The organism is Cellulomonas sp. URHD0024, assembly GCF_000426185.1.
Lineage (GTDB): Bacteria > Actinomycetota > Actinomycetes > Actinomycetales > Cellulomonadaceae > Cellulomonas.
The window spans coordinates 470,081-484,620 of sequence record NZ_KE384505.1 but is presented as its reverse complement, the minus strand read 5'-3'; the positions used below and the strand labels follow the sequence as shown (position 1 = coordinate 484,620).

Below are 14,540 nucleotides of genomic sequence, written 5' to 3'. Positions count from 1 at the left end.
GGGCCGGCCGAGCGCAGACCGTGAGCGGGGGTACGACAGAGGCGCCCTCCCGTCACCGGGAAGGCGCCTCCGTCGTCATTCACGGGCGCCGTTCAGACGACGGCGCTCGTCAGGTCACCCTGCGGAGGGAAGCGCCGCGACGCGCGGCGTTCCACCACCTCCGACAGACGCGGCCGAGTTGTTCGTCACCGCGCGGATCTGCGGCTCGAGCACCCCCCAGGCCCTGCGCAGGTCGGTCGTACCCGTGTCGTCGCAGGACATCTCGCAGTACAGCGTCACCATCCCGGAGCGGTCCACGACGTAGGCGCCGTAGTTCTGCAGGGCCTTGGCCAGCGCGAGGCCGGTCGGCGAGAGGCCGAGCTTGGTGACGTCGACGGACGGCGGGATCGCGAACAGCGAACCCATCGGGACGCCGCCGCTGTACGTGCTGGCCCCGTCGCTGTCCTGGCGAGCGGCCGGCCAGACGAAGCCCGACTTGAGCATCTCCCCCGGGATGGCCAGCGCCAGGGCGTGGTTGATGCTCTTGTTCTGGAGCTCCTGCGCGCGGACCAGTCCGGCAACGGCCGGGACGTAGGCCGCGCGCGTGCCCTGGCCGATGCCGCTGCCGCGCAGGTCGACCTGGAAGCCGACCTGGGCGCTCCAGGAGGTGTTGCTGAGCTTCGTCGCCTTGAACGTGTCGTAGAGCGTGACGTGGTCGGGCTGGATGATCGAGACGTGCCGGTCCTCGCCTGCGGTCGCCACGGCACCCGACGGGATGCGTGCCGAGTACGTGATGCCGTTGCGGATGAGGTTCAGCGAGGCCAGCGGGTCCGACGTGCTGGCCTGGTTGACCGACACCGACCACGTCTCACGGTTGACGACGGGCTTGCTGCCGCTGAGGAGGGATGCCGTGCGGCTGCCGCTCGCCCCCTCGAAGACAGCGTGCGAGCCGATGGCCGTGTTCCACGGCGAGCTCGAGGCGAAGGGGTATTGGGCAGCATCACGCTTGCCTGTGGGAGTGACGGCCGGTGCGGGCGCTGCGACGACGGGCGGTGCGGGCGCCGGCGCGGGTGCGACGGGAGGAGCGGGCGTCACCACGACCGGCGGCGGCGTGGTGGCGGGGGGAGCGACCACGGGAGGCGCGGTCACCGTCGGCGTCGGCTTGGGCGTCGGCGTGGGCGTGGGCGTCACGACGGGCTTGGGCGTCGTCGTCGGTGGGGGCGTCGTCGTGCCCGTCGCCGCCGGGGGGGCGGGCAGCACCAGGACGGGACCCCAGGCCTTGCGGGTGGTGTTCCACTTGGCCACCGTGCCCACGTACTCCACGAGGTGACCGGTGTTCTGCATGACGAGGACGCTGTTCGCGCCCTGCACGGCGTTGTACCAGATCGGCACGTTGCTCTGGGAGTACAGGATCACCTTCCCGTCCGCGCGGAGCGTCAGGTAGGCACCGGCGCCGGCGGCCTTGGTGATCCAGAGGGCGGCGCCGGACATCGTGCGGATCGCGGCGGCTCCGTTCGCCTCGACGGTGAGCCTGTACTGACCACCTTGGGCGACGAGGGACTGCCCGACAGTGATCCGCTCACCCGGCAGGAGCCGGTCCGCGTATCGCGGAGCCGAGGCAGCCGATGCCGAGGCGGCCACCGGATCCGCCGTGACGAGCACGGCGGCAGACCCGCCGACGGCGAGAGCGACGCCGACGATGGTGGCGACAGTGCGGGCATGGACTGGACGAGAAACCACGGGACCTCCAGCTGCAGAAAAGCCAACACGTCTTGGCCAGGGACGACCGAGATACCGATCGACATCTCGGTCCGATGCAGCATTAGCGGCAAGACGGACATACGACCTGATGGGCCGAGCGGGTGAACTGTATCGAGGATCGGATGAAATTCCCGTGTCCAAGATCACATCGTCGCGGGGTTGACCGGGTCGGCGAGCCGTTCGAGGACCCGGAGTTCACCTGGGACCGAACGGGCGAAATCGGGTCAGAACGGACCCTGTTCCGGGACCGCGCTGGTAGCGTCTCGCCACGGCTCCACGACGTGCGTCGGGAGGGAAGCCGCCGGTCAGCGGTCCGTCACCCTCTCGGATGAATCGATCCGGACGCCACTCCAGACCGCGTCGAGCCCGGAGGTGCAGATGTCGTCCGTCGACCCCGTACGGCTCCCCGTCCCGGGCACGATTCCTTCACAAGTTCAGCGCCTCGTTGTCCACCAGATAGACATCTCACACCCCGTCCCGGGCGGAATCGACGGCGTCATCCGAGGGATCCTGCGGTTCGGACCGGTCGACGAGGTCACCGCGGTCGCCGGCGTGATCGCCCGGGCGGGGCCCGGTCGCGCCGTCGGTCGGTGGGAGTGCTACGACCTCGACGGCCGCACGGTGTGGTTCCTGCCGGTGGCCGAGCTCGATGCGAGCAACCAGCGCCGCGTGCTGCCCCACTCGATCCGACTCGTCGCCGGACTCGCTCGCCACCGGCGCTCGCTCCCCCGGGCTGAGTCGCTGCACGTGCACCGCGCGGACACCGCGTGGAGCGCCCACACGCTGCTGCGGCACGTCCCGATGACCTACTTCGTGCACACGCAGGAGAACGGGCTGACCAGCGGAGCGACCGACTCGTTCTGGCGCAGGGCCCCCCGCGTGCACGCCGCGATGGAGCGCTCGGCGGTCCGGGCGTCGCGCGACGTCGTCGTCTTCAACCCCGAGTATGCCGAGCGCCTCGGCGCCACGGAGCCCAACGTCGTCTTCTCCCCGAACTGGTACGAGCCGGACCTCGTCAGGTGGACGAACGAGCCGGACGACCCGGACCGCGTCGTGTGGGTCGGGCGCCTCGAGCCACCCAAGGACCCGTTGCTCGCGGTCGACGTCCTCGAGGCGCTCGTCGCCCTGGACCCCGACCGTGCCTGGCGGCTGGTCGTCCTGGGCTCCGGCACGCTCGCCGACCAGCTCAGCCAGCGTCGCGCCGCCCTGCCCGAGGCTGTGCGCTCGCGAGTCGAGCTGTCAGGAGCCGTCTCGCCGACCGAGGTGGGGCGCGTGCTCTCGTCCTCGGGGGTCTTCCTCATGACGTCCGTCCCGGGCTACGAGGGGCACCCCCGGGTCCTCGTCGAGGCGCTGGCGTCCGGGCTGCCTGCGGTCGTGACCACGGGGAGCGACACGGGCGACCTCGTGGCTGCCGACGAGAACGGCTACGTCGTCTCGCGCGACCCCGGCGAGCTGGCGCGGGCCGTGCTGCAGGCGTCCGCGCTCTCCCGCGAGACGGCACGCCGCTCGGTGGAGACCCTCAGCGCGCCCGTCATCGTCCAGCGCATCCTTCGGGGCTCCGGTGTCGATGTCACGTGACAAGGCGGACGTCCTCCTGACCGTCGACGCCGATCAACGTGCGTACCTCGCCGGTCACGAGCTGTTCACGGGCGACTTCGGCGCGTTGCTGGACCACATCGACGACCTGCTGCCCGCCACCCGGGCGTACGCCGTCATGACGCCGAACGTCGACCAGACGGTCAACCTGCGTGACAACGCGGAGCTGATGGCGGCGTTCGCCGCAGCGGACCTGCGGATCGTCGACGGTACGCCGCTGGTCATGCTGGGTCGCGCGCTCGGCGCACGGGGCCTGCGTCGTCTGACGGGCGCGGACCTGCTCCCGACGACGATCGCGCACGCCGCGACCCGCGGATGGCGCGTCGTAGTCACCGGCGGCGCGCCGGGGGTGTCCGAGCAGGCGGTCGAGCACCTCGCCTCGACCTACAAGGCCGACGTGACGTCCGTGCCGTTCCCGAAGATCAGCGCTCCCGACGACCCGGCGGGTGCCGAGGTGATCGACGCCCTGACGGCCGCACGGCCGGACGTCGTCTTCGTCTGCCTGGGGTCTCCCAAGCAGGACGTGTGGATCGCCCAGTGGCGGGACAAGCTGCCGCCCGCCCTCTACATCGGCGCCGGCGCGGCCGTCGACTTCGCCGCCGGGGTCAAGTCACGTGCTCCGCGCGCGGTCCAGGCCGTCGGCGCGGAATGGCTCTATCGTCTGGGTCAGGAGCCGAGACGTCTGGCCAAGCGGTATCTCCAACGTGGCCCGCTGTTCATCGTGATTGCAGGGCGATCAGCGCTCGCCGCGCTGCGGGGCGCCAGTTGATCGGAGATGGGGGCCAGTTGACCAAGGAGAGTGTGGACACCGGGGAGCCTGTCGCGCTCCCGGTGGCGACCGTGACGGTCGTGATTCCCACGCATGCGCGCGACGACCTCCTGTCCGAGGCGATCGCCTCGGTCGTCGGCCAGTCGTTGCACGCTCTCGAGGTCGTCGTCTGCGACGACCTCGGCTCGGCGTCCACGCGGGACCTCGTCGCGCAGTGGGCGGAGCGGACCGACGGTCTGGTCTCGTACCTCGACAGCTCCGGCACGGGGTACCGGACCGCCGGCGCATCCCGGAACGCCGGCGCGGCCGTCGCACGCGGCGACGTGCTCGCGTTCCTGGACGACGACGACCTGTGGCGACCCGACCACCTCGAACGCCTGGCTGCACAGCTCGAGTCGGGCGTCGAGCTCGCGGTGTCGTGGACGAGCGCGGACGACCCGACGTGGACGTTCGCGCGGATGGCTGACGGCCTGGGCACCGCCGACGTCGTCTCCCGCAACCCCGGCTTCGTCGGCAGCAACTTCCTCATCCGGACCGAGACGTTCCGGGCGGTCGGTGGCTTCGACCCGACGCTGCGGGTCTCCAACGACCAGGACCTGCTGGTCCGGCTCCTCGAACGGCGGACGACCTATCGCACCGTGCCCGTCGTGACGCTCCAGAATCGCATCCACGACGGCGCGCAGCTCACCGACAAGACCGAGGCTCGCGCCCAGGGCGTCCTCACCTACTACCGCAAGCACCGGTCGCTGATGACGTGGCGCGACCGCGTCCGCATCGGGACGATCGTGGCGGGGATCCGGCGCAGGTGCGCACCGTCGGCGCTGAAGCGCGTCTGGTGGACCGGCCTGACAGCCCTCGGACGGGGCGTCCTGGCCCTGCCGGGCGACCGGAGGCCGGCGCGATGAGCGCCGCGACGTTCGGCGACGCAGGAGTCACGCGACCCATCACCGGGACCTCCACCTCGGCGGCGCGGTCGCTCCTGGACCACTGGATCGAGCCCGGCTACGTCATCGCGGTGGCCGTCGGCTACCTCACGCCCCACGTCGTCGACTCCTTCCAGGGTGTGAAGGCCTTCCGGCCCATCACCGAGGGCGTTGCCGCCAGCTCCCACCTGCAGTCACTGTCGGCGACGGCCGGCAACGTCCTGATCCTCGCGGCGAGCCTGCTCGTGATCTGGCTGTTCCGGCGCAACTGGCGCGACGTGCTCGGCCCGGCGGGCCTGCTGCTGGTGGCCTGGCTGGTCGCGATCCTCGGGTCGTGGGCGCACAGCCAGCAGCTGTTCCGCGTCGTGCTCCTCTTCCCGTTCGTCGTGTGCGCGCTGACGATGATGCGACCGGGCCGGCGGGCCGTCGGCGCGCTGGGATGGGTCACGGTCACCCTCGCGGCGCTCAGCATCCTGATGGGCCTGTTCGATCCCGACGCCGGCCGGTACCTCCGTCCGCAGGAGCTCTCCGACGAGAAGCCGCTCACCAGCCTCGGGATCCTCGCCGGCGTCTACCCGACCGGCAACAACCTCGGCGTCGCACTGTCCATCGGCCTGCCTGCGGTCGCCCTGATCCGACGGCGCTGGATCGCCGCCGCCGGGGTCGCGCTCACCGGGGTGGCGCTCCTGTGGACGGCGTCGCGCACAGCCGTGCTGGCGGCCTCGCTCAGCATCATCGTCGGCCTCCTCATGCGGCTCACGGAGCGCTGGCGGGATGCGTTCTCCGCGCTCGTGCTCGCGGGCGCCGGCTCGATCGCCGTCCTCCTCCCGTTCGTCACGCGGTCCCCGACGGCCTTCACCAACCGGGGGACGTACTGGATCGACGGGCTCCACACCTGGCGCGACGCACCTTGGCTCGGCGCTGGGCCGCGGTACTACTGGGACGTCGCCGCCACCACGGGCGACCTCGGCGGATTCGCCTACCACGCGCACAACCAGACCGTGCAGCTGCTCGTGACGGGCGGGATCGTGATGTTCGCCCTGTGCGCGGCGGTCGTCGTCTGGGCGATCGTCCGCGCTGTGCGGTGCGCGAACCACGACATCGCTCCGACGATGATGCTGGTCGCCCTGCTCGTCACCGCGACGTTCGAGGTGCCGCTCGGCTTCGTGGACCGGGAGATGTACCACCCGTTCGCGCTCGTCGCCCTGCTGCTGGTCCTGGCGATGGGTCGGCCGAACGCGGCCGCGGCTGCCGCGCGGGCGACCGCCGACGCGGGACACGCGCCGACCGGGGCCCGTGGATGACGCGTGTCCTCGTCTCGGCCGAAGGTCAGGTCGACAACATCGGTGACTCCGTGCTGCGCCGGGGCCTGCTCGACGCCCTCCGTCCCCTCGGCGAGCTCGTCGTGGGCCTGCGCGGCTCGACGCCCGACTACGCCAGCGGACTCGGGCTGCACGACAGCGACGAGGTGGTCAGCTCGAGCGGGGAGTGGCGTTCGCTCGTCGCGTCGCAGACGCGCAGGGGCTGCGGGTTCGCCTACAACGCGGGCGAGGCGCAGCTCACGCGGGGGTGGGGTGTCACCTACGCCCGGCTGGCCCCGCTTCTCGTCCTGAACCGCCTGCGCGGCGGTCATGCCGTCCACCTCGGCTTCGGGCTGCGCTCCGAGGACAGGTTCTGGGCGCGCGTGATGCGGTTGTCGCTCGCGCCGTGCGAGCTGGTCACCTGGCGCGACGCCGCCTCCCGCGACTGGGTGGGGACCGGGACCGTGGCGCCGGACTGGGCGTACGCCGCCGGACCAGCGGCGCCTGACGGGGTCGCGGAGCTGCCCACGTCCGGGCGGGACGTGCTCGCGGTGTCGCTGCGGTTCGACCGACCCGCGCCCAGCGCTGCGTGGCTCAAGACGGTCCGGGCGGTCGCCGACGACCGCGGGCTGCGCATCGTCGCCATCGCGCAGGTCGAAAGGGACCGGCCGCGTGCAGCCGACCTCGCACGGCTGCTCGACGGGGACCTCGTCGACTGGACCGGCACGGCGCACGCCGACGTCGAGGTCCAGGTCCGCAGCGTCTACCGGCGCAGCGCGCTCGTGGTGAGCGACCGGCTGCACGCCGTCGTCATGGGGCACACCGAGGGGGCGGTGCCGGTCGGGCTCGGAACCGACTCCGTCGCCAAGCTCGACCGGACCCTGAGTGCGGTCGGCGTCACCGGAGCCGCGTTCGTCGCAGGAGACGACGTCGCCGGCGACATCTCGCGCGTGCACGACCTGCTCGAGCGCCGCGCGGAGGTGCTGGGGTGCGCGGACACGGCCGGCAGCCGCCTCGCCGCCGTGCGCGGCCGCCTGCTCGACCTCTTCGCCCGATGAGTCGACTCGCAGGAGCGGCTGCGCGCGGCACGGCAGTGACCGTCGGCGTGCAGATCGGCCGGATCGTTCTGCAGTTCGGCTCGGTCATCGTGCTCGCCCGCCTGCTCACACCGTCCGCGTTCGGGCTGGTCGCCATGGTCACCGCGATCATCGGCGTCGCCGAGCTCATCCGCGACTTCGGCCTCTCCCTCGCCTCGATCCAGGCCAAGGACGTGTCGCGGGCCGAGCGCGGCAACCTGTTCTGGGCCAACACCGGGCTCGGCACCGCGTGCGCCCTCCTGGCGCTCGCCCTGACACCGCTGATCGTCCGGATCTACGACGAGCCGACGCTCGCGCGGCTCGTCCCCCCGCTGGCCGCGGTGTTCGTGCTCTCGGGGATGACGACCCAGTACCGCGCCGACCTGGCCCGAAACCTGAGATTCACGGCGGTGGCCTTCGCCGACCTCGTCGGCCCGGCCAGCGGCATCCTGGCGGCGATCGGGCTCGCGGTCGCCGGTGCCGGCTACTGGGCGCTCGTCGCCCAGCAGCTGGTCGCTGCGGCGGTCACGCTCGCGTTCACCGTGCTGTGCGGTCGGTGGGCCCCGGGGTGGTACCGGCGCTCGGTCTCGATCGCCCGCTTCTTCAGGTTCGGCGGCGGGGTCCTCGGCGCCCAGCTGCTCAACTACCTGACCCGCAACGTGGACAACATCGCGATCGGCGCACGCTGGGGTCCGCAGGAGCTGGGCCTCTACTCGCGGGCCTACATGCTCGTCATGGTGCCGATCAACCAGATCAACGCGCCGCTCACCAACGTGGCCGTACCCGTGCTCTCCCGGGTGCACGAGGACCGGTCGGCGCTCACCGCGGGGCTCAAGCGCGCCCAGCTCGTCGCGTGCTACGTCACGGCACCGGCCCTCGTCGTCGCCGCCGCGCTGGCCCAGCCGCTGATCCTGGTGGTCCTCGGCAAGCAGTGGACCGAGGTGGCGCCGATGTTCGCGATCCTCGCCCTCGGCGGGCTCTTCCGATCCATCTCGCAGATCGCGTACTGGGCCTACCTGGCGACCGCCCACACCGCCGCGCTGTTCCGGCTGCAGCTGTGGACGCAGCCGGTGATGGTCGTCCTGATCGTCGGAGGCGTGCCGTGGGGCGGCGTGGGCGTCGCCGTCGGTGGGCTCGTCGCCAACATCTTCTACTGGATCGCGTCGCTCGTCGCCGTGGGTCGCTCGACCGGCGTCGGTGTCGGCGCCCTGTTCTCCACGGCGGCGACAGCGGTCCTGGGCGTCGCGCTCCCCGCCGGGCTTGCGGCGTGGGGCGCCGCGCACCTGGTCGACGGCCCCCTGGCGCAGATCGCCGCAGGCCTCCTGGCCGCGGTACTGGCCGTCCTCGTGGTGGGTGCCCTGACACCGCCGGTGCGACGTGACGCGGCGACCATCGTCCGCACGGTGCGGCTCGTCACCCAGCACTGACGGCCACGCCGACCGACCCGGTCAGCGTGAGCCGTGCGCCAGGGTCAGGGCGCGGACGCGCCTGCCCACGGAGTCAGCGCGTCGTCCTGGCCCTCCAGCCGGGGTGCGCCGTCCTCCGGCTCGGACCCGGCGTCGGCCCGCCGTTCCTCGGGCGCAGAGTCCGCCACGAGCTCGGTCGACGACCCCGGGGACGAGGCCGCTGTCGACGACTCGTGCGGCGAGGCCTCGGGCGACGACTCCTGGGAGGACGCGTCGGGCGCGAGCTCCGCGGACGGGGCTTCGGGCGAGGGCGCCTCGGAGGAGGCCTCGGGCGACGGCGCCGCCGTCGGAACAGGCTCGAACTGCGCCGCATACGACCGGCCGGAGCGGGCGCCCCGAACCGGCAGCCGGGTCGGGGTCTCGTCGGATGCGTCGTTGATGACGATGCCGAGAAGTCGCGCACCAGCCATCTTCAACGCGGTGACCGCCTCACCGAGCTGGTCACGCGTGATCTTCGGGCGTCCGACCACGAGGACGACACCCTCGGCGGCAGCACCGACGGCGGCACCGTCGGTCACCGCGAGCAGGGGCGGGGTGGCGATCACGACGAGCTCGTACCGCTCCGCGAGCGCCTGGACGAGCTCGGTCATCCGCACGGAGGTGATGAGGTCGCCGGGGTTGCGCACCTGCGCGCCGGCGTGCAGGACGTCGACCCCGTCGACGTCCTCCAGGACGTCCCCGAACTCCGCGCCCAGGGTCAGCACATCACCCAGTCCGAGCCCGCCGACCAGGCCCAACGACCGCGCGAGGCTCGGTGAACGCAGGTCCGCCTCGACGAGGGCGACGCGCAGGCCGCCCTCCACCGCGGTGCGCGCCAGGCTGAAGGCGACGTGTACGGCACCCTCCCCCGACGTGCACGACGTGACGACGATCGTCGAGGCGCGCTCGTCGACGTCCAGCAGTCGCAGGTTGGTGCGCACCCGCCGGTAGTCCTCTGCCCACGGGTTGGTGCGAGCGATCGTCGACTTCGACGGGCGACCGCGCTTCGCGATCTCGCCGAGGACCGGGACGGACGTGATCCGGCGGACGTCGGAGGCGGTGCGGACCCGGACGTCGAGCGCCGAGACCAGCAGGACGTACCCGAGTCCCACGACGAGCCCCCCGAGGAGGCCGACGGCGAGGTTGGCCATCAGGTCCGGCGACGACGGCTTCGACGGAGGCGTCGCCGGTGTGATCGTGCTGACCACGAGCGCGGCGTTGCCGCCCTGCCGGGGCGCGATGTCGGAGACCGCGACGTCGAGCTGGTCGGCGACCCCGTTGGCCAGCGCCGCTGCGGTCTCGGGATTGCTCCACGTCGCGCGGACGGTCAGGAACGTGGTGCCGGAGGTGATCGAGGCCGTGACGTGCGCGGCCAGGCTCCCACCGTTGCCCAGGCCCAGCTTCTCGCCCACCGGGTCCAGGACGACCGGTGTCCGGGCGAGGTTCGCGTACGTCTGGACGACGCGTGCGACGAACACCGCACCGTCGTTGAGGTCGGAGGTGGTCGCGCCGCTTCCGGGCTGGACCAGGAGGATCGCCTGCGCCGTGTAGAGCTTCTGCTGGTTCTGGGTGAAGCCGATCGCGGCGGCTCCACCGAGCGCCACCATGAGGACGATCGGCAGCCACCGTCGCTTGATCAGTCCGAGCAGTTCGCGCAGATCCACGTGCCCACCCTTCTCCTCGGCCGCAGTCGAGTCAGCATGGCGACGAGGCCACAGCCGCCGTCAGCCAGACATCCGATGTTACAGACCGGTTCTGAGGAGTCCCGGGAGAGTGCTCGAACTTCATCCGTTGCCTCCCGCGACGGCCACGTGACCGCGGGCTCGCCGCACCGCGTCGCGATAGACCTGCGCGTGCAGGTCGCCGACGGTATCCCAGTCGCGGCCGACCAATTCCGGGCGTCCGCCGGCCGATGCCCTCCGGCGGGTGCTCGCGAGCGCGTCGAGCAGCACCTGCTCGGTGAGCGGCCCGTCGTAGAGGCACAACCATCCACTGCCCACCTCGGCTGCCAGCTCCTCGTTGGCGGGGCTCCGTGGAGCGAGGACCGTGCGGTCCAGCGAGAGCGCGACGAGCACCGTTCCCGAGTTGTGCATCTCGAGGTAGGGCAGGACGACGAGCTCGGCGGCGGTGACCTCGGCGACGAGCACGTCGTCGGGGACGAACGCCAGCCTGCTGGTGATCCGCGGGTCGGCAGCCGAGGCCGAGACGACCATGTCGTGCCACCGGGCCGACGACGGCCGGCCGACCACCGAAAGGGTCAGGCTCTGGTCCGGGAGGGCGGTGAAGACGTCGAGCAGGCCCTCGACGCCCTTGTACTCGCGGATGATGCCGAAGTAGAGGAGTCGGCCCGGCACCTGCTCGGCCCGTGGGTGCGCGGCGAGGGCCTCGCGGTAGTCGCCGTGCCTGATCAACCGGTCGAGCCGCTCGGGCTCCGCCGGCGTCGCGTCGTTGAGCCGGATCACCGCGGTCGACCGGGACCGGAACCAGTCGATCAGCCGGTCCTCCACTCCGCCTCCGGCCTCGTGGGGCCGCAGGTTGTGCTCCGTGCGCACGAGGGCGACCCGCAGCAGCCGAGCCCGCACGACGAGCAGGACGAACGCGGCTCTGTTCGCCCACGTCTTGACCCGGCCACCGCCGCGCAGCAGGCGCTCCGGCCAGTGGACGTGCAGCACGTCGTACCTGGTGAGCAGCGCGCGTCGCCAGGTGAAGTAGACGACCTCGATCCAGTCCGGCAACCGAGAGACCACCTGGTCCACGTACCGCGTCGTCGAGTCGGGAGGATCGAGCACCTCCATGACCCGCAGGGGCCTGGTCTCACGGTCGAGCAACGGCCACCTCCGGGACGTCGAGCGGTGGGGACTCCGCCTCGACGGCCGCGCACTCCTGGCTCGCGCACCGCCAGACGGTGGCGAGCAGGATCGCGAGCACATACAGGGACGGCGTGAAGTGGAGCGTGTTGTCGGCCGTCGCGTCGAGTCCCGTCGCCACCAGGAGCGTCACGGCCAGAGCCCAGCCCATGCGCGACGCTCCTCGACGCACGAAGCGGCGGAGCAGTCCGAGGTACGCCGTGAGGATCCCGATCACGACCACCAGCCCGATCAGGCCCATCTCGGCAAGGATCCAGATGTACTCGTTGTGCGCGATGTTCGTCGCGAGGATGCCGCCCGGCAACGTGGCGCCGAAGCCGAGCCCGGTCACCGGATGGTGCTTCCAGACGTCGAGGATCTTGTCCCACGCCGCGTAGCGCCACAGCAGCGAGTTGCCCTCGGCTTCGGGTCCGGCCGGCACGGTGTACTCGGCGATGCGCCCCTGCCCCACCGGGGAGAGGAGCGCTGCCGTGAGCAGGATCAGCAGGGCGGTCGTGATGGTCGCCATAGCCTTCGAGAAGAGCCCCCGGGCCAGCCAGACGTACACGACGATCCCCGCCACGAAGGTCAGCAGGCCCGTGATGCTGCCGGTAGTGACGATCGCCCCGGCGAAGGCGACGAGCGCCACGGCGTCGTACCGGGGATGTCTGCCCTCGAAGACGAGGACCAGCGAGCAGATGGCGGCGACCGTGAAGTAGAACGCCGCCGGGTTGGCCTGCGAGAGCGTGCCCGAGGACCGCTCGACCTCGCCGATCGTCGTGCCGGTGCCGGTCGCGGCCTGCACGAGGGCGACGAACGCCGGGATGGTCGCGGAGAGCTGGACGATGCGCGCTGTACCCGCCCGGGTCACGCGGCCGGGCACGACGAGCGTGATCGACACGACGGCGACGACGCTGAACAGACGCAGCGCCTCACCGATGGCGACCGCGCCCCAGGCCTCACGCCCGAGCATCGCCGGCGCGACGAGGGCACCGGCGGCCAGGGTCAGCAGGATCAGGGCCCGCACATCGTGCACCGCGCACAGCGCACCCAGCATGATCACGGTGATCGCGAGCCCGCTCGTCGCGCCAGGGATCCCGGCGGTGTCGATCAGCGGACGGATGATGACCGCGGCGGCGAGCAGCGCGAACCCGAAACGGTAGCCGACCGCCACGAACGCGGGCAGCGCCGCGAGCGCCAGGACGTACTGCGGTGCGTATCCTCCGGCGACGAGCTTCGCGACGAGCAGCACCAGCGCGGCGCACCCGAGCACGATGACCCACGACTCCACCCGGACGGAACGCGCGGTGAGCACGCGCGGTGCGAGCGCGGCCATCGGTTCCTCCTCGGCATCCGTCGGTGGCGGTTCGGGGCGTCGTCGGATCCCGCGGCCAAACCTACGTCGTGCAGGCCCGAACCGGGCCATATCGTCCCATGATCACCCGCCGGATCGGCGGAGAAGGCTCGCCTCACGCGTCCCGGGACGCGATGCTGGGGTCTTCCGCTCGTCGTCTCACCGATCAAGGGTCCCCGTGAAGCGTCAGTTCGTCGTGCTGCTCGGGTCCCGAGGGTTCGCCGCCGTCATGCAAGCGGTGCTCTTCGGGCTGCTCGCGCGGTCGGTCACCGCGAGCACGTTCGGGCTCGTCACCGCGTTCACGGGTGTCGTGGGCGTGCTCCTGGTGCTGACCGGCGCGGGGATGGCCGGGGTGATCTCGCGCGCGCACGCACAGGCTGACCACGACGCCGTCGCGTCGGCGATCAGGCTGACCGTGTGGTCCGGCTTCATCACCGCGTTCGCGATCACGCTGTTCGTCGTCGCCTGGTCGCTGGCCGTCGGCGGGGTACCGCTCGCCATCGCCCTGATCGCCATGGCTCTGGTCATCGAGCGCACGTCCGACGCCGCTCTCAACGTCCCGATCGCAGACGGCCAGGTGACTCTCTCGACCTGGCCGATCCTCCTGCGCCGGGTGGTCGCGGTCGTCCTCCTGGTGGTGGGCCTCACCGCCGGGTTCGACCCGATCTGGTCCTACGCCGTGGCGACCTTCTTCGGCGCGGTGAGCGCCCAGTGGCTCACCCGTCGCATCGTGCGCCACCCCGAACGGGGAACCGTGGCGGCCCGCGCGCTCATCCGGGACGGCTCCCCGTACATGTGGACGACGCTGTCCGGGCAGGTGCGCATGCTGGACACGGCCCTGGTCGCGGCCGTGGTCGGCCCGGCGGCTGCCGGCGGCTACGCGGCGGCGTCGAAGCTCGTCCAGCCGGCCCTCCTGGTGCCGCAGACGATCGCCTCGCTCGTCCTGCCCCGGTCCGCGCGACTCGACGCGACGGACTCGCGACGGCTGGTCCGGCCGCTCGTGCTGGCCTGCGCCACGTCGTTCGTCGTCGTCCTGCCGCTGATGATCTTCGCCGGGCCGCTCCTGACCCTGGTGATGGGGCAGGACTACGCCTCCTCGGCACCGATCCTGCGGTGGTTGCTGGTGGGCATGCCCTTCTTCGCGCTGACCGTCCCCCTGCTCGCCCTGCTCCAGGGTCAGGGGCGGGCCCGTCTCGGCGCCGTGAGCAGCGTCGTCTTCGCCGTCCTGCTCCTCGTCGACATCGTCGTCGGCGCCCTCCTCGGCGGCAGCGTCGGTGCCGCGATCGGACTGTCGTCGACGTTCGCCCTGCAGGCGGTCGTCCTGGTCGTCACCGTGCGGCTGACGCTGGGCGCCGAGCCCAGAGCCACCCAGAGCGCGAGCGCCACGAGCGCGGGTGCGGTCGACGCCACGGGGTGAGCTCGGGTGCCACGCTCGCAACCGCGAGGCGTCCCGGTGCGAGCGACGGCCGAGAACGCCGTGCGCACGACGG

11 protein-coding genes are annotated in these 14,540 nt (G+C 71.9%); 7 read left to right on the top strand and 4 right to left on the bottom strand.

The window, feature by feature from the left end; all coding sequences use genetic code 11:
• Window positions 1-114 precede the first annotated feature (114 nt).
• Complete coding sequence (locus I847_RS0118400) at window positions 115-1,719, bottom strand: hypothetical protein (protein WP_155856225.1); 1,605 nt, start codon at window positions 1,717-1,719, stop codon at window positions 115-117.
• 399 nt (window positions 1,720-2,118) lie between these two features.
• On the opposite strand from I847_RS0118400, the gene I847_RS0118395 reads away from it, so the two are divergent.
• The 6 genes from I847_RS0118395 to I847_RS0118370 all read left to right on the top strand — a co-directional run bounded on the left by I847_RS0118395 (window position 2,119) and on the right by I847_RS0118370 (window position 8,832).
• Window positions 2,119-3,318, top strand: a complete 1,200-nt coding sequence (locus I847_RS0118395; protein ID WP_155856224.1) for a glycosyltransferase family 4 protein — start codon at window positions 2,119-2,121, stop codon at window positions 3,316-3,318.
• The gene (locus I847_RS24790) at window positions 3,308-4,105 is read left to right on the top strand and encodes a WecB/TagA/CpsF family glycosyltransferase (protein WP_051275054.1); all 798 of its coding nucleotides are present in this window, start codon (window positions 3,308-3,310) and stop codon (window positions 4,103-4,105) included. Before I847_RS0118395 ends, I847_RS24790 begins: the two co-directional genes overlap by 11 nt.
• An 80-nt stretch (window positions 4,106-4,185) precedes the next feature.
• Complete coding sequence (locus I847_RS25965; protein ID WP_231384280.1) at window positions 4,186-5,010, top strand: glycosyltransferase family A protein; 825 nt, start codon at window positions 4,186-4,188, stop codon at window positions 5,008-5,010.
• Window positions 5,007-6,332, top strand: a complete 1,326-nt coding sequence (locus I847_RS0118380) for an O-antigen ligase (protein WP_028050854.1) — start codon at window positions 5,007-5,009, stop codon at window positions 6,330-6,332. Before I847_RS25965 ends, I847_RS0118380 begins: the two co-directional genes overlap by 4 nt.
• A complete protein-coding gene (locus I847_RS0118375) occupies window positions 6,329-7,387 on the top strand; it encodes a polysaccharide pyruvyl transferase family protein (protein WP_028050853.1) in 1,059 nt (352 codons plus the stop codon). Before I847_RS0118380 ends, I847_RS0118375 begins: the two co-directional genes overlap by 4 nt.
• On the top strand, window positions 7,384-8,832 hold the full coding sequence (locus I847_RS0118370) for a lipopolysaccharide biosynthesis protein (RefSeq protein WP_028050852.1): 1,449 nt from the start codon (window positions 7,384-7,386) through the stop codon (window positions 8,830-8,832). Before I847_RS0118375 ends, I847_RS0118370 begins: the two co-directional genes overlap by 4 nt.
• Before the next feature lie 44 nt (window positions 8,833-8,876).
• Here the strand turns inward: I847_RS0118370 and I847_RS0118365 are convergent, their stop codons facing one another.
• From I847_RS0118365 to I847_RS0118355, 3 genes are all read right to left on the bottom strand, one after another.
• On the bottom strand, window positions 8,877-10,514 hold the full coding sequence (locus I847_RS0118365) for a polysaccharide biosynthesis tyrosine autokinase (RefSeq protein WP_028050851.1): 1,638 nt from the start codon (window positions 10,512-10,514) through the stop codon (window positions 8,877-8,879).
• Window positions 10,515-10,634: 120 nt separating this feature from the next.
• Window positions 10,635-11,645, bottom strand: a complete 1,011-nt coding sequence (locus tag I847_RS0118360; RefSeq protein WP_051275053.1) for a hypothetical protein — start codon at window positions 11,643-11,645, stop codon at window positions 10,635-10,637.
• A 19-nt stretch (window positions 11,646-11,664) separates the two neighbouring features.
• A complete protein-coding gene (locus I847_RS0118355) occupies window positions 11,665-13,032 on the bottom strand; it encodes an O-antigen ligase (protein WP_028050849.1) in 1,368 nt (455 codons plus the stop codon).
• Window positions 13,033-13,228: 196 nt separating this feature from the next.
• Here I847_RS0118355 and I847_RS26365 point away from each other — a divergent pair, with 196 nt between their 5' ends.
• Complete coding sequence (locus I847_RS26365; protein WP_028050848.1) at window positions 13,229-14,467, top strand: oligosaccharide flippase family protein; 1,239 nt, start codon at window positions 13,229-13,231, stop codon at window positions 14,465-14,467.
• The last annotated feature ends 73 nt before the right edge of the window (window positions 14,468-14,540 follow it).

Coding starts and splice junctions, on each gene's coding strand:
- I847_RS0118370 (WP_028050852.1), top strand. CDS start 7,384: ATGAGTCGACTCGCAGGAGCGGCTGCGCGCGGCACGGCAGTGACCGTC.
- I847_RS24790 (WP_051275054.1), top strand. CDS start 3,308: ATGTCACGTGACAAGGCGGACGTCCTCCTGACCGTCGACGCCGATCAA.
- I847_RS0118375 (WP_028050853.1), top strand. CDS start 6,329: ATGACGCGTGTCCTCGTCTCGGCCGAAGGTCAGGTCGACAACATCGGT.
- I847_RS0118380 (WP_028050854.1), top strand. CDS start 5,007: ATGAGCGCCGCGACGTTCGGCGACGCAGGAGTCACGCGACCCATCACC.
- I847_RS0118395 (WP_155856224.1), top strand. CDS start 2,119: ATGTCGTCCGTCGACCCCGTACGGCTCCCCGTCCCGGGCACGATTCCT.
- I847_RS0118355 (WP_028050849.1), bottom strand. CDS start 13,032: ATGGCCGCGCTCGCACCGCGCGTGCTCACCGCGCGTTCCGTCCGGGTG.
- I847_RS0118360 (WP_051275053.1), bottom strand. CDS start 11,645: ATGGAGGTGCTCGATCCTCCCGACTCGACGACGCGGTACGTGGACCAG.